General features: G+C 72.3%; 21 protein-coding genes. 18 read left to right on the plus strand and 3 right to left on the minus strand.

What is annotated here, in order from left to right; translation table 11 throughout:
• Window position 1: 1 nt before the first annotated feature.
• The 4 genes from cydD to H7A72_RS14400 are packed head-to-tail and all read left to right on the plus strand — an operon-like array spanning window position 2 to window position 4,638.
• Entirely contained in the window at window positions 2-1,708 is a 1,707-nt protein-coding gene (cydD, locus tag H7A72_RS14385; protein ID WP_185220951.1) for a thiol reductant ABC exporter subunit CydD, read from the plus strand.
• Window positions 1,705-3,390 carry a thiol reductant ABC exporter subunit CydC gene (gene cydC, locus H7A72_RS14390; RefSeq protein WP_185220952.1) on the plus strand — a complete coding sequence of 562 codons (1,686 nt, stop codon included), beginning with the start codon at window positions 1,705-1,707 and terminating at the stop codon, window positions 3,388-3,390. The genes cydD and cydC overlap by 4 nt, the downstream gene beginning before the upstream one ends.
• A complete protein-coding gene (locus tag H7A72_RS14395; protein ID WP_185220953.1) occupies window positions 3,365-3,793 on the plus strand; it encodes a BlaI/MecI/CopY family transcriptional regulator in 429 nt (142 codons plus the stop codon). Before cydC ends, H7A72_RS14395 begins: the two co-directional genes overlap by 26 nt.
• The gene (locus H7A72_RS14400) at window positions 3,790-4,638 is read left to right on the plus strand and encodes a M56 family metallopeptidase (protein ID WP_185220954.1); all 849 of its coding nucleotides are present in this window, start codon (window positions 3,790-3,792) and stop codon (window positions 4,636-4,638) included. The genes H7A72_RS14395 and H7A72_RS14400 overlap by 4 nt, the downstream gene beginning before the upstream one ends.
• A gap of 7 nt (window positions 4,639-4,645) precedes the next feature.
• Here H7A72_RS14400 and H7A72_RS14405 read toward each other — a convergent pair whose 3' ends face one another.
• The gene (locus H7A72_RS14405; protein ID WP_185220955.1) at window positions 4,646-5,275 is read right to left on the minus strand and encodes a hypothetical protein; all 630 of its coding nucleotides are present in this window, start codon (window positions 5,273-5,275) and stop codon (window positions 4,646-4,648) included.
• 133 nt (window positions 5,276-5,408) lie between these two features.
• On the opposite strand from H7A72_RS14405, the gene H7A72_RS14410 reads away from it, so the two are divergent.
• Both H7A72_RS14410 and H7A72_RS14415 read left to right on the plus strand, forming a co-directional pair.
• Window positions 5,409-6,134, plus strand: coding sequence for an AIM24 family protein (locus tag H7A72_RS14410; protein WP_185220956.1), 726 nt, complete (start codon window positions 5,409-5,411; stop codon window positions 6,132-6,134).
• Window positions 6,127-6,519: a hypothetical protein gene (locus tag H7A72_RS14415; protein ID WP_185220957.1), complete on the plus strand. Its 393-nt coding sequence runs from the start codon at window positions 6,127-6,129 to the stop codon at window positions 6,517-6,519. Before H7A72_RS14410 ends, H7A72_RS14415 begins: the two co-directional genes overlap by 8 nt.
• Before the next feature lie 27 nt (window positions 6,520-6,546).
• Here the strand turns inward: H7A72_RS14415 and H7A72_RS14420 are convergent, their stop codons facing one another.
• Entirely contained in the window at window positions 6,547-7,107 is a 561-nt protein-coding gene (locus H7A72_RS14420) for a L,D-transpeptidase family protein (protein WP_185220958.1), read from the minus strand.
• Between H7A72_RS14420 and H7A72_RS14425 the strand changes: the two genes are divergently transcribed.
• Both H7A72_RS14425 and H7A72_RS14430 read left to right on the plus strand, forming a co-directional pair.
• On the plus strand, window positions 7,100-7,339 hold the full coding sequence (locus H7A72_RS14425) for a hypothetical protein (protein WP_185220959.1): 240 nt from the start codon (window positions 7,100-7,102) through the stop codon (window positions 7,337-7,339). The genes H7A72_RS14420 and H7A72_RS14425 overlap by 8 nt on opposite strands.
• Before the next feature lie 168 nt (window positions 7,340-7,507).
• A complete protein-coding gene (locus H7A72_RS14430) occupies window positions 7,508-7,780 on the plus strand; it encodes a hypothetical protein (RefSeq protein ID WP_084449813.1) in 273 nt (90 codons plus the stop codon).
• Window positions 7,781-7,980: 200 nt separating this feature from the next.
• On the opposite strand, the gene H7A72_RS14435 is transcribed toward H7A72_RS14430, so the two are convergent.
• Window positions 7,981-9,126: an IS110 family transposase gene (locus H7A72_RS14435; protein WP_185220960.1), complete on the minus strand. Its 1,146-nt coding sequence runs from the start codon at window positions 9,124-9,126 to the stop codon at window positions 7,981-7,983.
• A 220-nt stretch (window positions 9,127-9,346) separates the two neighbouring features.
• Between H7A72_RS14435 and H7A72_RS14440 the strand changes: the two genes are divergently transcribed.
• The 10 genes from H7A72_RS14440 (at window position 9,347) to H7A72_RS14485 (ending at window position 18,264) form a co-directional block, all read left to right on the plus strand.
• Entirely contained in the window at window positions 9,347-10,372 is a 1,026-nt protein-coding gene (locus tag H7A72_RS14440) for a C2 family cysteine protease (RefSeq protein WP_185220961.1), read from the plus strand.
• 29 nt (window positions 10,373-10,401) lie between these two features.
• Complete coding sequence (locus H7A72_RS14445; protein WP_084449811.1) at window positions 10,402-10,650, plus strand: hypothetical protein; 249 nt, start codon at window positions 10,402-10,404, stop codon at window positions 10,648-10,650.
• On the plus strand, window positions 10,647-10,964 hold the full coding sequence (locus tag H7A72_RS14450; RefSeq protein WP_185220962.1) for a hypothetical protein: 318 nt from the start codon (window positions 10,647-10,649) through the stop codon (window positions 10,962-10,964). Before H7A72_RS14445 ends, H7A72_RS14450 begins: the two co-directional genes overlap by 4 nt.
• An 80-nt stretch (window positions 10,965-11,044) precedes the next feature.
• Window positions 11,045-11,389 carry a DUF4126 domain-containing protein gene (locus H7A72_RS14455; protein WP_185220963.1) on the plus strand — a complete coding sequence of 115 codons (345 nt, stop codon included), beginning with the start codon at window positions 11,045-11,047 and terminating at the stop codon, window positions 11,387-11,389.
• Between the two features lie 231 nt (window positions 11,390-11,620).
• Entirely contained in the window at window positions 11,621-12,712 is a 1,092-nt protein-coding gene (locus tag H7A72_RS14460; protein WP_072624885.1) for an IS110 family transposase, read from the plus strand.
• 186 nt (window positions 12,713-12,898) lie between these two features.
• Window positions 12,899-13,471: a TetR/AcrR family transcriptional regulator gene (locus tag H7A72_RS14465; RefSeq protein WP_185220964.1), complete on the plus strand. Its 573-nt coding sequence runs from the start codon at window positions 12,899-12,901 to the stop codon at window positions 13,469-13,471.
• An 88-nt stretch (window positions 13,472-13,559) separates the two neighbouring features.
• On the plus strand, window positions 13,560-15,875 hold the full coding sequence (locus H7A72_RS14470; RefSeq protein WP_185220965.1) for an MMPL family transporter: 2,316 nt from the start codon (window positions 13,560-13,562) through the stop codon (window positions 15,873-15,875).
• A gap of 138 nt (window positions 15,876-16,013) precedes the next feature.
• Window positions 16,014-17,051: a 2-dehydropantoate 2-reductase gene (locus tag H7A72_RS14475; protein WP_223277663.1), complete on the plus strand. Its 1,038-nt coding sequence runs from the start codon at window positions 16,014-16,016 to the stop codon at window positions 17,049-17,051.
• Window positions 17,048-17,770, plus strand: coding sequence for an ATP-dependent dethiobiotin synthetase BioD (gene bioD, locus H7A72_RS14480; RefSeq protein ID WP_159451139.1), 723 nt, complete (start codon window positions 17,048-17,050; stop codon window positions 17,768-17,770). Before H7A72_RS14475 ends, bioD begins: the two co-directional genes overlap by 4 nt.
• Window positions 17,767-18,264: a low molecular weight protein-tyrosine-phosphatase gene (locus H7A72_RS14485; RefSeq protein WP_084449905.1), complete on the plus strand. Its 498-nt coding sequence runs from the start codon at window positions 17,767-17,769 to the stop codon at window positions 18,262-18,264. The genes bioD and H7A72_RS14485 overlap by 4 nt, the downstream gene beginning before the upstream one ends.
• Window positions 18,265-18,310: the final 46 nt, after the last annotated feature.

An 18,310-nucleotide genomic window follows, 5' to 3' on the forward strand; every position in this document is an offset into this window, starting at 1 on the left:
CATGAGGCCCTTCGACCCACGCATCCTGCGGGTGGTCCCGGCCACCCGCAGGCCGGTGGCGGCGCTGGCCGGCATCGGCATCGTGCAGGGCGTCGCGACGATCGCGACGGCCTTCGCCCTCGCCTCGCTCGTCGTCGCGGTGGTGCGTGGGTCCGACCTCACCGGGCCCGCGCTGTGGACCGGCGGGCTCTTCGCGGCCCGTGCCGTGCTCGGGGCGCTCTCCGAGACGGTGGCGGCGCGGGCCGGCGCCACCGTGGCGACGGGGCTGCGCGAGCAGCTGCTCGCGGCCTGGTCACGGCGACCGACGGACCAGCGTGACGTCACGGACGAGGCCGGGGAGTCCCCCTTCGTCCGGGGCCGCTCGCGGGCACTCACCCTCGCGACGCAGGGCACGAGCGCCGTCGAGCCCTATGTCGCGAAGTACCTGCCCGCCCTCGTCTCCGCCGCGGTCGTGCCGGCGCTCGCCATCGCCTGCCTCGCCGTCGTCGACTGGCCGAGCGCGGCGATCGTCGTCGGCACGGTGTGGCTGCTCCCGCTCTTCGCGGCGCTCATCGGCGCGACGACGCAGGAGGACACCGAGCGCAGGTGGGGCGCGCTGACGGACCTGTCGGGGCACTTCCTCGACGTCGTGCGCGGGCTACCGACGCTCGTGGTCTACGGCCGCGCCGAGCGGCAGGTCGACACGATCGGCGAGGTGAGCCAGCGGCACCGACGGGCCACGATGCGCACGCTGCGGCTGGCCTTCATGTCGGCCGCGGCGCTGGAGCTGCTCGCGACGATCTCGGTCGCCATCGTCGCCGTCGCCGTCGGGCTGCGCCTGACCCACGGCTCGATGGACCTGCTCGTCGGGCTCACCGCGATCCTCCTCGCGCCCGAGGCCTACTGGCCGATCCGCCGGGTCGGGACCGAGTTCCACTCCGCCGCCGACGGTGCCGCGGCCCTCGACGACATCCTCGCCGAGCTCGACAGTCCGCATTGCCCTACGGCAATGCAGGCTGGAGGGGGCGCGAGTCCGCATTGCCCTACGGCAATGCAGGCTGGAGGGGGCGCGAGTCCGCATTGCCGTAGGGCAATGCGGAGTGAAGGGGGCGGGGCCGAGGAGGTCGTCACCGTCACCGGGGTCGACTACACCCACCCCGGGGCGAAGGGGGCGACCCTCACCGGTGTCGACCTCGTCGCCGGCCCCGGGCTCACGGTCGTCACCGGACCGTCCGGCTGCGGCAAGACGACGCTGCTCGAGCTCGTCGCCGGCATCCGCCGACCGGACAGCGGCCGGGTCAGCGCCCCACTCGTCCACCTCGTGACCCAGCGCCCCTTCCTCGGCGCCGGGACCCTGCGCGACAACCTCACCATCGGCGGCCCGCACGAGTCCCACGACCTGTGGGAGGCGCTGCGCGAGGTCGGCCTCGACGGCACCGTCGCCGGGCTGCCCGACGGGCTCGACACGCGGATCGGCGACGACGGCTTCGGCCTGTCGGCCGGTCAGCGTGCCCGGCTGGTCCTGGCACGGGCCCTCCTCTCCCCCGAGGCCGTCGTCCTCCTCGACGAGGTCACCGCCCACGTCGACGCCGACTCTGCCGCGACGATCGGCGAGGTCGTCGAGCGCCTCGCCCGCACCCGCACCGTCATCGCGGTGACCCACCAGAGCGATCTCGTCGCCCGCGCCGAAGAGCACCTCGCCCTGCGCCAGCCGGAGGTGGCCCGATGAAGCTCCTGCACCTGAGCCGAGGGCTCGTCGTCGCCGGCCTGCTCGGCGGCGTCGCGACCGCGTCGGGCATTGCCCTGACGACGACCTCCGGCTGGCTCATCGTCCGGGCCGACCAGCGACCCCAGATCATGCTGCTGCTCACGGCGATCGTCGCGGTGCGCACCTTTGGTCTCGCCAGGCCGGTCTTCCGCTACTGGGAGCGGCTGCGCAGCCACGATGCCGCGCTCGCCGACCTCGCCGAGGCCCGCACCGCCACCTATGCCGCGCTCATCCCCCTGACGCCAGCGCGGCTCGGGCGACGGGGCCGCACCGAGGTGCTCACCGGGGTCGTCGACGACCTCACCGACGTCGTCGAGGCCTCGGTGCGGGTCACCGTGCCGGCCCTGACAGCGCTCGTCGCCGGCGTCCTCGCCGCGGCCCTCACGGCTCTCGTCGACCCGCGAGTCGGCCTCGTGCTCGCGGCGATGCTCCTCGCCGTCGCCGGCGTCGCGTGGCTCGCCGACCGGCTCGAGTCGCGCGCTCAGACCCGCGTGCTCGACGCCCGCGCCGAGGTCTCGCGCGTCGCCGAGCTCATCGCCACGCACGCTGACGAGCTGCGCGCGGTCGGTGGCACCGAGACGGCAGCCGGCTGGTTGCGCGAGGCGCACACCGAGCTGCGAGTGAGCGTCGCCCGGCAGGCGTGGGGCCGATCCCTCTCCGCCGCAGCGGTGCTCGTCATCACGGGCATCGCGACGCTGGCCGCCGCGGGGCTCGCCACGACCTCGGGCGCCAGCACCCCGGTCCAGGCACTGCTCGTCCTCGCCCCGTTCGCGACCGGCGAAGCCCTCGGAGTGCTCACCGACGCCACCCGCGCGCTGGCGCGGGCACGTGCCTGCGCCGCGCGACTCGACGAGCTGCTCGACCAGGAGCCGGCGGTCGCGCCCCCGACTCCCCGGGGTCCGGTACCGCCGGCCGCACCGGACCCCACCGTCCCGGCGAGACCGGGTGCGGCACAGGACGTGCGGGCCCCGCGGCTCGAGCTGCGCGGGCTCACCGCCGGATGGGTCCCCGGCCGCACCGACCTGGGGCCGGTCGACCTCGTCGTCGAACCCGGCGAGCACCTCGCGATCACCGGGCCCAACGGCGCCGGCAAGTCCACCCTGCTGGCCGTCCTCACCCGCCACCTCGACCCCACCGCCGGCACCTACACCGTGGACGACCGCGACGTCACGACGACCGAGCTCGCCGAGATCCGCTCCCACATCGCCGTCGTCGACGACGAGCCCCACGTCTTCGCCGGCACCCTGCGCGCCAACCTCGTCCTCGCCGCTCCGGAGGCGGACGACGAGGCGCTCGTCGACTCCCTTCGTCGGGCGGGGCTCGGCACGTGGCTCGACGCCCTCCCCGAGGGCCTCGACACGCGACTCGGCGCCGACGGTCGTGGCATCTCCGGAGGCGAGCGCGCCCGCCTGGCCATCGCCCGCGCCATCGCCAGCCAGCGACCGGTGATCCTCCTCGACGAGCCCGTCGCCCACCTCGACCACCCGACCGCCGACGCGGTCATCGCCGACCTGCTGCAGCACGCCGGCGGGCGGTCGGTGATCATGGTGACCCACCACGGCGTCGGCCTCGATCGTCTCGACCGCACCGTCACCATCACCAGGGAAGGAGCCCACCATGGCCAAGAACGCGTCCCTCGGTGACCTCGAGCAGGCGATCATGGACGTCCTGTGGTCCAGCGACGCCGACCACGGCCTCACCGTCCGCGAGGTCCTCGACGGCCTCACCGGTCGCGACCTCGCCTACACGACCGTCATGACGGTCCTCTCCCGCCTCGAGGCGAAGGGGGTGACCACCCGTGAGCGGGACGGCCGCGCTTGGCGCTACCGCCCAGCCGCCAGCCGCGAGTCCCTCACCGCCGAGGCCATGCGCAGCCCGCTGCACGACCTGACCGGCGCCGAGCGACAGGCGGCGATCCTGCACTTCCTCGCGGAGGCGAGTCCCGACGACCTGGCCGCCGTCCGCGAGGCGATGGCCGCGGTCGAGGCCCAGGGCGATCGCCCCGCACGGCGACGCGGTCGGGGTGCGGCACACTCACGAGGGTGATCGCCGCCCTGCTGCTGCTCTGCGCAGCGGCACTCCTCGCCGCCCCGCGCCTGCTCGTGCGCGTCGAGCGCCTGCGCACGAGCCCCCGGGCGGCGCTCCTGGTGTGGCAGTCGCTCTCCCTGTCGGCCGTGCTCTGCCTGCTCACGGCCGCCCCGCTCGCCCTCGTCCACCCGCAGCCCTGGCCGGCGCCCGTCGAGGTCGCGATCGTCGTCGTCGCCGCCATCGCGTCCGTCGGCGTGCTCGTGCGGCTCCTCGTCAACGGGCACAACGTCGGCACCCGGATCCGCGCCTCGCGCGACGAGCACCGTCGGCTCGTCGACCTCGTCGGCCGGCACGAGGGCGACCACACCCGCGTGCTGCCCTCCCAGGAGCTCTCGGCCTACTGCGTCCCGGGCGCGGGGTCGCGTCTGGTCATCACCGAGGCGGCCCTGGCGGCCCTGCCCGACGAGCAGCTCGCCGCCGTGGTCGCCCACGAGGAGGCCCACCTGCGGGAGCGGCACGACCTCGTGCTCGAGTTCTTCACCGTGCTGCACACCGCCACGCCGCGCCTGCTGCGCACCGACGCCGCCCTGCGTGAGGTCGCGCTGCTCGTCGAGGTGCTCGCCGACCGCGCGGCACGCGACGAGGTCGGCGAGGTCGCGCTCGGGCGAGCCCTCGTCGCACTCGCCGAGGCCACGGGTGAGGACCTCACCCCCGGGGCATCGGTCGGCGCCGGCGCGGCCGCCGCGCGGATCCGCCTGCTCGTCGCCGACGACCCGGCCCCGTGGCAGACGCTCGTGCTCTACGGCATCTGCGTGGCGGCCTTCGTCACCCCGCCGGTGCTCGCGGTCACGGTGGCCCCGTGAGCGGGGCTCACTCCTCGCCGCGACGGACCGGCTGCCACCGGGTCGGGCCCTGGTTGTCCTGCTGCGGCGGCCCCCAGGTGCCGCCGGTCGACGGCGGCGGCGGGGGCGGCACCGGCCGCGGGCCGGTCGTCTCGTCCGGGTCGCTCGCCGGCCACGTCCGCTCCGGCTGACCGGCCACCCCACTGCCCGCCACGCCGGCACCACCCGGGCCCCCGCCCGCAGCAGCGGGCGGGGCCGGCGGGGGCATCGTCGACGCCGGCAGCGCCTGGTCGCGCGGCTGGCTGAGGAAGTCGCCGTGCCGGCCGGCCCGCTCCGGCGGAGGCGTCGGGATGCCGTCGGACCCCCCTTCGCGCTGCGGGGCCTGGGGAGCACCTGCCGGCGCCCCACCAGTCGTGTGGAGCGTGAAGTCGCGGATCGCGCCGCGCTGCTCGAGGGCGGTCAGCGCACCCAGCAACCGCTGCTGGGTCGCCTGGTCGACCGGCCGCCCGGTCGCCGCGAGATAGGCCAGGACCCCGAGGTCGCGGTAGTGCTTGTCGATCTCGCCGAGGTCCTTGCTCGCCGTCGCACGGTCGAAGGCGTCGTCGGTGCGCCCGGCGAGGTTGTCATAGCCAGCGCGTGCTCGCTCGAAGAAGCTCATCGATCGTCCTTGCCTCGGGGGGTGGCAACAAGGCCAGCAGGGGGTCAACACCCTAGAGTGCTCACGCGGATGGCTCTACAGTTGCGTCCAGACGGCGCCGCAGGGGGCGCCCCACCCGAAGGGCTTGCACACCATGCCGATCCACGGTTCCCTCTTCCAGGACTTCCGCGAGGAGTCCTCGACCGACCAGTTCTCGCTGCAGAACAAGAAGCTGCTCAAGATCCAGATGGGCCACGGCCCCGTCATGGCCCGCACCGGTTCGATGGTCGCCTACCAGGGTGACATCCGCTTCGAGAACAAGGGCTCGGGCGGTGTCGGCAAGTTCCTCAAGCAGGCCACGACGGGCGAGGGCGTCAAGATGATGACGTGCACCGGTCAGGGCGAGCTCTTCGTCGCCAACGAGGCGCAGGACATCCAGGTGATCTACCTGGAAAACGACATGATCTCGGTCAACGGCAACAGCATCCTCGCCTTCAGCGCCTCGATCGACTGGGACATCCACCGCATCCAGGCACGCGGCGCCGCGATGACCGGCGGCCTCTACAACGTCACTCTCCGCGGCAGCGGCTACGTGGCCCTGACGACGAAGGGAGAGCCCGTCGCCCTCGACGTCGCGAGCGCCCCGACCTTCGGCGACGCGCAGGCCGTCGTCATGTGGACCGGCGGCGTCCGGATGGACATCAAGGTCGACACCGGCGGGCTGAAGTCGATGGTCCGCGGAGGGACCGGCGAGACCTTCCAGATGGCCTTCGGCGGGCAGGGCTACGTCCTCGTCCAGCCCGCGGAATCGGTGACCGACGGCGGCCACCAGGGCTCCGGCGGCAGCAGCGGCGGGCTGAGCGACCTGCTCGGTGGTTGACCGGGTGCGGCGCTGGCCGGCGGCGCTCGGCGGTCTCGCCGCCGGCTCCGTCGGCCTGCTGCTCGTGGTCGGCGCGGTCGGTGTCGCGGAGTCGGTGCTCGCCGGCGGGCAGACGCGGGAGTGGTGCGAGGAGCTCACCGACGACCCGACGGTCACCGTGCGTGAGCGGTGCGTCCGCGAGCGCGACAACCGCAACCTTGTCGCGCCCGACGAGCACCTCGTGGAGTTCTACTACAGCGACACCGGGGGCGTGCGCTTCGAGCCGCACCCGTGGCCACTGTCCGGCGAGGTCGACGTGGAGTTCGGCGATGGGTCGGTCACCCTGCGCAACGACGCGGGGATGACGGCGACCTACCCCGACGAGGTCTTCCGCGACGCTCGCTGAGGGCGCCGCGGGCTCTGGCCCCCGGCGTCAGCGCACGACGACGGTCGACCCGACGGGCATGAGGTCCTCGTCCCAGATCATGTCCATCGCCGGGTTGCTCACCCGGGCGCAGCCGTGCGAGGCGGGATAGGCCGGGATCGAGCCGGACCCGTGGACGGCGTAGCCGCCGTAGAAATAGCGCGGGCTGTAGAGCGTGCCGAGCGGGGCCACCTCCGCCCCGCGGAAGGTGCGCCCGACCCGGAAGGTCCCCGTCGGCGTCACGGCGACCGCCGGCTGCCCGCGGGAGATGTAGGTCTCGCCGGAGGCGGTGCTGGTGTTGATGACGAACGTGATGCGACCCCCACGCACGACCATGAGCACCTGGCGCTCGAGGTCGATCTCGACGCGGTCGGCCGGGCCGCTGGGCAGCGGCGGCAGGGTGCCCTCGGCGAGCGCGTCGAGGGTCTTGCGTCCGGCGACCCCGTCGCGGGTGAGGCCCGCGGACTTCTGCAGGGCCATGACGGCCTGCTCCGTCAGGTGCCCGTAGGTGCCGTCGGGCATGCCCAGCCAGTAGCCGGCGGCATTGAGGTCGCGCTGCAGGGTGCGCACGGCCCGACCCTCGTCACCCGGACGAAGGGGGCGACTCGCCGCCGTCGTCGACGGCGCCGTGGTCGTGGGTGTCGTCGACGTGCTCGACGACGTCGGCGGCGTGCTGCTCGTGGTCGAACCACTCGAGCTCGCCGACGTCGCGGCGGTCGGCTCCCCCGTCGGCGCCGCCTGGGTGCCGCAGCCTGCGAGCGCCGCCCCTGCCATCAGCGCCACCAGCGCTGCTCGTCCCTGAGTCATGGAAGTGTCCCCTGATCGTGCGGCCGGCCGCCCCCTGCGGCCGGTCCTCGTCATTGTGGACGTCCGGGAGCGCTGTCCGGTTGCGTCCTGACCAGGAGTGACCGAGACGTGACCTGTGGGTGCGGCGGCGAGGCCCCGGCGAGCATGCGACACAATCGGTGACATGACTGACCTCCCCACCGCCGGCGACTCCGGCTGGAGCGACCCGGACACGCTCGGTGCGATCCCGCCCGTCGTGGCGGTCACCTACTGCGGTCACTGCGGCAAGTCCGCCACCAAGGGCAACCACGTGCTGTGCCACGAAGAGCTCGCCGCGCACGCCCCGACCTTCTGCACCACCTGCCGCCGCACGCTCACGGTGACGACCGAGGGCACGACGTGGACCGCCGTGTGCAAGAAGCACGGCGAGACGAGCGGGACAGCCCGGGCCGACTGAGTCGGCTCGCGGGGCCCCGGGGAGCTCTCCCCCTTCCTGCCCGACGCGACCCGCCCTATGTTGGTCACAGCATCAGGGACAGGGCAGCACGATGATCAGCGAAGGCATGGATGTTGCCCGGGGGCGACAGATATCGGTCCTCCTGCACGGCCAGGGCCAGCGCCTGTCAGCGCTGATGCTCCTATAGATCGTCAAGTCGATCAGGCCGCGATTTCGAGCTCTCCATTAACGGGCTTGGCGATGGCGTCCGGGGCCAGCAGCAGGCGGAAGAGCTCGCGAGCGAGGTACCGCTTCAGGCACCGGATGATCTCCCGCTTCGACATGCCCTCGGCGGTGCGACGGGCCACGTAGTCGATCGTCGGCTGATGCCAGCGCATGCGCACGATGACCACGCGATACAGCGCGGCGTTGGCCTGCCGGTTCCCGCCGCGGTACAGACGGTGCCGGCTGTTGGTCTTGCCGGATCCAGCCGGGATCGGGCACGCGCCACACATCTTGGCAAACGCTGCCTCGGACTTGATCCGGTTGGCGTTGTCGCCGGCGGTGATCAGCATCTGTGCCGCAGTGTCGTAGCCGACGCCGACGGCCTCGACGAGCTGGGGCGCAGCGGCCGCAGTGAGTGCCTTCAGTGATGCGGCGTGAGCCTTGGCCTCCTCGTGCAGCGCCAGCCAACGCTTCGCCATCGAGGACAGCACGTGTCGCATCGCCACATCCGGGTCGCCCGGCACAACAACGGCAGGTGCGCCACGGCGCACGGGCGGCAGTGGAGTCGGACCCTCCAGCGCCGCGCACGCGAGGATCAGCTTGTGGTCGGTGAGCGTCTCCAGCTCCGCCCGCAACGCCTCGCTCCCGGTCGCGAGGGTCGCCTTGAGCGTGATCATCGCGGTTGTCCGCGCTTGAACGGCACCGTCGTAGGCGATCTTGACCAGCCTGATCGTTTCGACCGCGCCGTCGGCGGTCTTGGGTGTCGACAGCCCGTGCCCAGCCAGTAGCTGGCGTGCAGCGTGCTCGGCATCGATGGTGTCGTTCTTCCCTGCGAGTCGACGTTCCGCGGCCCGTGCTGGGCGGGCGATCTCGTGGACGTCGTGACCGTGGTTGCGCAGGTAGCGCGCCAAGCCGACCCCGTAGGAGCCGGTGCCCTCGACGCCGAACCCGATCAGCCGACCGGCCGACCCGACGAAGGCCAGACAGAAGGCGAGGAGCTCCTCAAACCCGGCGATGGTGGTGGGCACGACGATGTCGCCGAGCCGGCCGCCAAAGCCGTCGATCGCGACCGCTACGTGGTTGTCCTTGTGGGTGTCGACGCCGACGATGACATCGTCACGCCGAAGCTGCATGCTGGGCATCGGGCTGTGGATCCTCTCTCGCACTTTCCGGGCGGGCTGTCCATGGCTCAGCTGGCCGGAGTGGGCGGACAGGACTGCGATGAGGCCCTGGTCGAGTCAGGCTCCTATCAGGTCACTGCCCACCCGGCCAGCAGCCTGGTGAACGCCACCACCCGGGGCCGACACGTCAACGCGAGGGCACCCGCAGGGCCGGTCATAAGCAAGGGTCAGACCCCAGGTGGTGGCGCAGTCACGATGCTCGCAGTCATCCGAGGGCTCCGGTCTGCTGCGAGCACTGGAGCAGGTGTGGGAGGGTCCCGACAGCGAGATTTTTGCCCGCGACTGGTCGGTCGCGGAGCGGCAGGCCCACGTCTGCAGCGACCGGTTGACCACCTTTGCCGACCTGCTGCGCAGGCAGGCAGACGAGCAGGAAGGCGCCTCGGAGGGCGAAGGGCTGATCCCGCGATCCAACCCCGTGGACCGGGCCGGCGCACAGGACGGCGAAGGGGGCGGCGGCCCCAAGCAGAAGCCCGACCCCAAGGGCATGGACGACACGCCACCCGAGGAGCGCATCGACGGACCCCTCTTCACCGGCGAGGAGGGCGAGCCGCAGATCCAGCCCACCGACGTGCAGCAGGGCAGCCTGGCCGACTGCTGGTTCATCACCTCGATGCAGACGGTCGCCGCTTCCAACCCCGACCTCATCGAGAAGAACGTCACGGACAACGGCGACGGCACCTACACGGTCACGCTCTACGAGGACGGCGAACCGGTCGAATACGTCGTCACACCGGACTTCCCCGCCACCAACGGCGACCCGGAGTTCGCCGACAACCCCGGCGAGCGCGAGCTGTGGCCGCTGCTCTACGAAAAGGCGATGGCCCAGCACATGGGCGGCAGCTGGGAGGATATGGAGTACGACACCGCTGAGCGGGGTATCGAGGCGATCACCGGTCAGGAGGCCGACACCGAGGGCACCGGCAGCGGCTTCCTCGGGCTGAACCCGCCCCCTTCGTCCGATGAGATCCGCGACATCCTCGACAACGACGGGCAGGTGGCCCTGTCCTCTCACGACGACGCGGGCGACCGGCCGGCCTATCAAGGGGAGGACGGCATCGTCACCGACCACATCTACTGGGTGTCCGAGGTCAAGGACGACGGCACGCTCGTGCTCGTCAACCCGCACGACCCGAGCGAGCCGGCACACGAGATGTCGTACGACGAGTACCGCGAGAACTTCACCCACATCACGACCTCCCGACCGTGACGCCGGGACGAGCCGGACGAGGAGATGACATGACTGACGACGTGGTCCTGCGGCAGAACCTGCCGACCAAGGTCGAGGGGGCCCGCCTCATCGCCTACAACATCGCACCGGAGTCGGCTGTGCTGAGCAACGACGGGGCACGGTCGATGATCCACCCCGACGACGTCGTTTCCGTCGCAGGCCTGGCCTACGCCGTGCACGAGCTCGCGCCCCACGACGACGCACGCCCCGAGCACCGCCCCAACGGCTGGGTGCGCCTTCGCCAGGTGCGTCCATGAGTGCCCGCAGTCGGGTGGTGGTCGCGGTGTGCGCGCTCACCGCCCTCGCCGGGTGCGGTGCCAACCAGCCCGACCCCGTGGCCGACGCGACGCAGCTGCGGCAGAACATCCCGACGCAGGTCCAGGACCATCGGGTCATCGCCTACAACATGGACGACGAGTCCGCGGTCATGTCGGTGGACTCCGAGACCTCCGAGGTCACCGTCGGCAGCACCGTGAGGCTCGGCGAACAGGAGTACGAAGTCGTCCAGATCGTCCCCGACAGCGGCCACGGCGACGGCCCCGACGGATGGGTGTCGATCCGCGAGCAGTGAGCCGGCTCAGCAGGTCGCGTCGCCGAGGAGGTCGGTGAGGGTCTGCCGAAGGGAGGCCACCCGCAGCCGTTGCGCTCGAGGTGGGCGAGGCGGTCGCCGCCACCGCCGGCGCGAGCACGCTCGACGAGTCGACGTGGATGCAGGAGCACGCCTGGGTCGGGGTCGTGCTCGGCATCGTCGTCGCCGGGCTGGTCCACACCGGCAAGGCGGCCTCCAGACCGGTGATCAACGCCGGCACGGCGGGCTTCGGCGCGCCGGTCGCCTCGACCGCCGAGGACGGCGCCGCCGTGGGCATCACCCTCGTCGCGATCTTCCTGCCCCTGCTCGTCGTCCTCGTGCTCGTCGTCCTCGCGGCGGCGCTGGTCTGGGTGCTCAGCGCGTGGCGCCGGCTGCGCCGGCGACGACAGGCCCGGCTCGCCGCCTGACAGTGATGATGGTGTAGGCGAGTCCCGCAGCGGTCGTCCTGACTCGGCGCCTGACTGACTTCGGGTCTTCAACGGGATCTGTCGGTCGTTCCGCTGCGGGACTCGTGTGCACTCACCGGACGAGGGTGTGTGACCTCATAGGAGCCTGTGCCAGCAGGCACCCATCACTGTCTTGTCCGCTCGCTCGGCTGGTGCGTGCCGCCCCTGACCAGTCGAAGGAGAAGGACGACGATGACCACCATCGCATCAGACAGCTCGAGAGACCAGATCGAGATCGCCGCAGGTGTCGACACCCACCAAGACACCCACACTGTCGCCGCGGTCGATGCGGCCGGCCGGCTACTGGGCCACTCCACGTTCCCAGCCACTGGGGCGGGCTACCACGCCCTGCTGGCCTGGCTACACGACCTCGGGGTGGTTCTGGTCGTCGGGATCGAGGGCACCGGCGCCTATGGCGCCGGCCTGGCCCGCTACCTGAGCAGTCAGGGCATCGAGATGGTCGAGGTGGACCGGCCCGACCGCAGGACACGACGCAGCGCTGGCAAGTCAGACCCCATCGATGCCGAGGCCGCAGCCCGCGCCGCCCTGGCCCAGGTACGCACTGGCACGCCCAAGGCCCGCGAAGGGAAGGTCGAGGCCTTGCGCAACCTACGCGTGGCACGCCGCAGCGCAGTCGACCAGCGCGCGGACTGCCAACGACGAATCAAGACCCTGATCGTGACCGCACCAGAAGAGCTACGCGCCCGGCTGCGTGTCCTGAGCGACCGAGAGCTGCTGACCACCTGCGCCGCTCTGCGGCCCGACACCGAGCGCGTCAGCGACCCCGAACAGGCAACCAAGGTGGCCCTGCGCAACCTGGCCCGCCGACACGCTGCCCTCGTAGCGGACATCGCCGAGCTCGACGCGCTCATCGAGCCACTGGTCGCCGCGATCAACCCGGATCTGCTCCAGCTGAACGGAGTCGGCGCCGACACCGCCGGACAGCTGCTGGTCACTGCCGGCGAGAACGCTGACCGGCTCCGCTCCGAGGGCGCGTTCGCGATGCTGTGCGGCGTCGCACCGATCCCCGCCTCGTCCGGCAAGATCCACCGCCACCGCCTCAACCGCGGCGGCGACCGGCAAGCAAACGCTGCGCTGTACCGGATCGTTCTCTGCCGCCTGCGCTGGGACCCGCGCACCCAGGCCTACATGCGCCGACGCACTGCCGAAGGACTGTCCAAGAAGGACGTCATCCGCTGCCTCAAACGCCTCATCGCCCGCGAAATGTTCTACGTCATCACCAAGACAGCAACCGACAACCAGACGCTCACCATGGCCGCTTGACATCCATAGGAGCATCCCACCTCCCTTCGAGGCGTTCGCTGCGCGACCTCCTCAGGGAGCGCGTGACACGAAGGGGGTCGATCTCCAGCCGGAGGCCGACCCCCTTCGCCGTGCCTGAAGACGGAGAGCGGACGGGGAGGACTGCGGGTTTTGCACGAAGGAGGAGGAAGTGCAAAACTGCACTCCGTGACCGAAAGTGCAACCACGCGGGCAGGTAGCCGTCGCTCCGCGATCATCACCGCCGCGCAGCGGCTGGCCGTGGACTGCGGCTACGCGGGCTTCACGGTCGAGGACCTCGCCCGCGCCGTCGGCGTCTCCCGCCGCACGCTCTTCAACCACGTCTCCTCCAAGGAGGAGGCCGTCCTCGGCCTGCTCCCCGTCCTCACCGACGAGCAGGCCGCGACCCTGCGCTCGGGCGGACCGACCGGACACCTCGTCGACGACGTGCTCACCGTCGTCCTCGACTGCCTGCACGCCAACGACGGGACACCCGCCGACTTCGAGCAGCTGCACGACGTCATCGAGCGCAACCCCGAGCTCTTCGTGCGGGTCAAGACCCACGTCGAGGAGCTCGTGACCCACCTGTCGGCCCGGGACGACGCCGACGACTCCCGCTCACGCATGGCTCTGGCGATCGTCGGCGGCATCGTCCAGCACTCCGTCGTCCAGTGCATCGCCACCCCCAGCCTCGGCCCGCTGTCCGACCGGGCCCGCGCCAACCTGACCACCGCCCGGGAGATCCTCGCCGACCCGGCGTGACCCCCCTTCGTCCTGCCCGTCCCACCCGACCCGCACCACCGGCCCCGACGACGCGGTCGCCCACCCTCAACGCCCCGAAAGGCACCCCATGGCCCACGCCCTCTACCGGCTCGGACGCCTCGCGCACCGACGCTGGCCCGCCTTCCTCATCGGCTGGCTCGTCGTCCTCGTCGCGATCGGCGGCGCGGCCGCGACGATGTCGCAGCCGATGAGCGACAAGTTCTCCATCCCCGGGATCGAGTCCGAGCAGGCGCAGAACCTGCAGCAGGAGCTCTTCCCGCAGACCCAGGACGCCTTCGACCAGGCCACCGGCACCGTCGTCGTCCAGGCACCCGAGGGCGAAAAGCTCTCCGACCCGGCCAACTCCGCCGCCGTCGACGACCTGCTCGCCGAGCTGCGCGAGGCCCCGCAGGTCGGTGACCCCGAGCAGTTCGTCAACCCGGTCACCGCGGCCGCCGGACTCGAGCGCCAGATGCTCGCCGAGGCGAAGAAGAACGGCCAGCCGCAGGCGGTGGCCGAGACCAACGCCGCCGCGCTCTCCCCGCTCACCGAGGACGGGCGCACCGGCCTGATCCAGTGGAACTTCGACGTCGACACCGTGACCGACGTCGAGCAGTCCAGCCGTGACGCGGTCACCGAGGCCGTCGACGACGCGCGCGACGCCGGCCTGACCGCCGAGGTCACCGGCACCGGCATGCAGGGCATCCCCGAGATGGGCATGACCAGCGAGCTCATCGGCATCGCCGTCGCGCTGCTCGTCCTCGTCCTGACCTTCGGCTCGCTCGTCGCCGCGGGCCTGCCGATCCTCACCGCCCTCGTCGGCGTCGGCACCGGCATCCTCGGCATCACCGCCGCGACCGCCTTCTTCGACCTCGGCACGACGACCCCGATCCTCGCCTCGATGCTCGGCCTCGCCGTCGGCATCGACTACGCCCTCTTCATCCTCTCCCGCTACCGGACCGAGCTGCGGCACACGGACGACCGCCAGCACGCCATCGGCCTGGCCGTCGGGCGCGCCGGCTCCGCGGTCGTCTTCGCCGGTCTGACGGTGATCATCGCCCTCGCCGCCCTCGCCGTCGTGCAGATCCCCTTCCTCACCGCGATGGGTCTGGCCGCGGCCGGGACCGTCCTCGTCGCCGTCCTCGTGGCGCTCACCCTGCTCCCCGCGATCGTCGGCGCCCTCGGGACCCGGGCCTTCGCCGGACAGATCCGCAAGGACAAGGTCATCGACGAGGGCGAGCACGTCGACAACGGCGGCACCCGCTGGGCGCGCGCCATCGGTGCGCACCCGATCATCGCCGCCCTCGTCGCGGTCCTCGCGCTCGGCGCCCTCGCCGTGCCGGCCAAGGACCTCCACCTCGCCCTGCCGAGCGACTCGACCGCCGCGGCCGACACCTCGCAGCGTCGGGCGGCCGACCTCATCGCCGACGGCTTCGGCGTCGGCCAGGAGGCCCGCATGGTCGTCGTCGTCGATGGCCGTGACCTCGAGGACCCGCGTCAGGCCCCGGCGGCCTACGGCCAGGTCGTCGAGTGGCTGAGCGGCTTCGACGGCGTCGCCAACGCGCAGGTCGTCGGCATGAACGAGGAGGGCACCGGCGCCCAGCTGCTCGTCACCCCGAAGACCGGCGCTGCCGACGAGGCCACCGAGACCCTGCTCACCGACATCCGCGCGGGTCAGGGCCAGCAGGAGGAGATGACCGGCACCACGATCGGCGTCACCGGCCTCACCGCGATCCAGACCGACGTGTCCGAAAAGCTCCAGGACGCGCTGCTGCCCTACCTCGGCGTCGTCGTCGGGCTCGCCTTCGTGCTGCTCATGCTCGTCTTCCGCTCGCTGCTCGTGCCGCTCACCGCGACGCTCGGCTTCGTGCTCTCGACGCTCGGCACGGTCGGCGCGACCGTCCTGATCTTCCAGGAGGGGGCCCTCGGCCTCGTCGACGGCGCCCCGCTCGTGAGCTTCCTGCCGATCCTGATGATCGGCATCGTCTTCGGGCTGGCGATGGACTACCAGGTCTTCCTCGTCACCCGGATGCGTGAGGCCTATGTCCACGGCGACACCGCCCGCGAGGCTGTCGTCGATGGCTTCCGCCACGGCGCCCGGGTCGTCACCGCCGCCGCGCTCATCATGATCTCGGTCTTCGCCGCCTTCATGCTGCAGCCGGACAACCTCATCAAGTCGATGGGCTTCGCCCTCGCCGCGGCCGTCCTGCTCGACGCCTTCGTCGTGCGGATGACGCTCATCCCGGCGCTCATGTACCTCATGGGCGACGCGGCGTGGTCGATGCCGCGGTGGCTGGACAGGCTCCTGCCCAATGTCGACGTCGAAGGGGAGGCCCTCACCCAGCTCACGTCCGCGGACCGGACCGAGGACCGGCCCGTGGAGGAGCCCGCCGCGGCGAGGTGACCTCCCTTCGCCTCGCGGCCTCGGAAGCGGCCGGCCCGACACCTCGTCGGACCGGCCGCTTCGGCAACCCGGAGGTTAGGATCGCGGCAACGGCAGCCGGGATCGGCAGGCCGATGGCTCGGCAAGGGGTGAGCAGGAGTGGAGCGCACGCGCGTGGCCGTCATGGGTGCGGGCAGCATCGGGACCTACTTCGGCGGGTGGCTGGCCGCCGCGGCCGATGTGACTCTCATCGGCCGGGCGCCGACCGTCGACGCCATCACCCGCGACGGCCTGACCGTCACCGACCTCGCCGGGCGCACCCGCACGGTGCCCCCCGACACGCTCACGCTGGCGACCGAACCGAGTGCCGTCGTCGGCGCCCACTACGTGCTCCTCACGACCAAGACCCACGGCCTGGCCGCCGCGACCCAGCAGATCGCGCCCTACCTCCAGCACGACTCGGTCGTCATCTCCCTGCAAAACGGCCTGCGCAATGCGAGCGCGATCGACGAGGCGCTTGCCGGTGCCTTCCCCAGCCGGGCCTCCCGACCGCTCGTGCTCTCGGGCATGGTCCCCTTCAACGTCGTGCGCACCGCCGAGACGCACTGGACCCAGACGACGAGCGGGCGGCCGGTGGTCAAGGACCACCCGCGCGTCGACCCCTTCGTCCGGGTCGCGCAGGGCGGCGGGCTGCGCGTCGAGGTCGACCCCGACATGCGGGCGGTGCTCTTCGGCAAGCTCCTGCTCAACCTCAACAACGCGGTCAACGCGCTGACCGGCCTGCCCCTCGCCGTCGAGCTGCGCGACCGTGACTGCCGGACCGTCCTGGCCGCCTGCCAGGACGAGGCGCTGGCCCTCGCCCGGCGAATCGGGATCTCCCCCGCGCGGATGACCCCGCTGCCGGCCGCCGCGATGCCGGCCCTGCTGCGCTCCCCCACGCCCGTCTTCAGCAACCTTGCTCGCGCCTCGCTCAAGGTCGCGCCGACGGCCCGCTCCTCCATGGCCGACGACCTCGATGCCGGTCGGCCGACCGAGATCGACGAGTTGCAGGGGGCCGTCGTGCAGCTCGGGGCCGACCACGGGTCGGCGGCCCCGGTGTGCGCCCGGATCGTCGAGCTCGTCCGCGAGGCCGAGGCGAGCGGCCCCGACCGTCGGCGCTGGAGCGGTGCCCAGCTGCGGGCGGCCGTGGGCCTGTGAGCGTCGAGACCACGCTCGACGAGCTCGCCCTGCCGCGGGTCGTCCTCGTCACGGGCGCCGGCAGCACCGGGCCCGAGCACGCCGCTGCCACCGCGGCCCTGGCCGTGCTCCTCGCCGACGCCGGTCGCGATGTGGGCATCGCCGTCCCGGTCGTCACGGCGACGGGCGAGGGGGACGGCGAGGTCATCACGCGGCTGAGCGGCCGGTCGGCGCAGGAGTGGCAGCGCCTGCACGACGCCCTCCCCCCGGTCGCGGCCGCCGAGCGGGCCGGGGTCAGCCTTCCGCCGGCGGTCAAGCACGCGCTGCGTGCCGCCGGCACCGAGCACGACGCCCTGCTCCTCCACGGCGCCCACGGTCTGCTCGTGCCCCTCGACGCCCGCGGCGGGACGCTCGCGGACGTGGGCACCGCCCTTCGCTACAAGGGGGTCTCCACGGGGATCGTCCTCGTCACCGACCTGGCCGCCACCGCTCTCAACCACGTCGCGCTCGCCGCCGAGGCTCTCGGCCGGCGCGACCTGCCGGTCGTGGGGGTCGTCGTCACCGGGGTCGGCACGGAGGGCGCTCTCGAGCGGGCACACCTGCAGTCGCTCCCGCGCCTGGCCGGCGCCCCGCTGCTCGCCCTCGTACCTGCCGGGGCCGCCGACCTCGACGCGGCCACGCTCTCCTCACAGGCCCCCGCATGGTTCTCCCCAGACGACTGGTGGACGATGTCGTCATGACCTACCGGATCACCGTCGTGTGCACGGGCAACATCTGCCGCTCGCCGATGGCGGAGTGGGTGCTGCGTGAGCGCTTCGAGGCGGCCGGGCTCGGCGACCGGGTCGCGGTCGACTCCGCCGGCACCACCGCGTGGGAGGAGGGCCACCCCGCCGACCCGCGGACCATCGCGGCGATGCACCGCCACGGCCACACCGGCGACTACGCGCAGCACCGCGCCCGCGTCTTCGACAAGCGCTGGTTCGCCGACCGCGACCTCGTGCTCGCCGCCGACCACGGGCACTACACCGTGCTGCGGCGCCTCGCCGGGGTCCCCGAGGCCAAGGACCGCATCCGGATGATCCGCTCCTTCGACCCCGCCGGCCTCAAGGGTGACGCCCTGGCCATCGACGACCCCTGGTACGGCGACGACTCCGACTTCGACCGCACCTACGCGGAGATCACCGGCGCCGCCGACGGCATCGTCGACCACGTGCGCGGGCAGCTCGAGGCATGAGCAACGGGCGCCGACTCCCCTGAGAGTCGACGCCCGTCACGTGGGT

This window comes from Janibacter sp. YB324 (assembly GCF_014217915.1).
Classification (GTDB): Bacteria; Actinomycetota; Actinomycetes; order Actinomycetales; family Dermatophilaceae; genus Janibacter; species Janibacter indicus.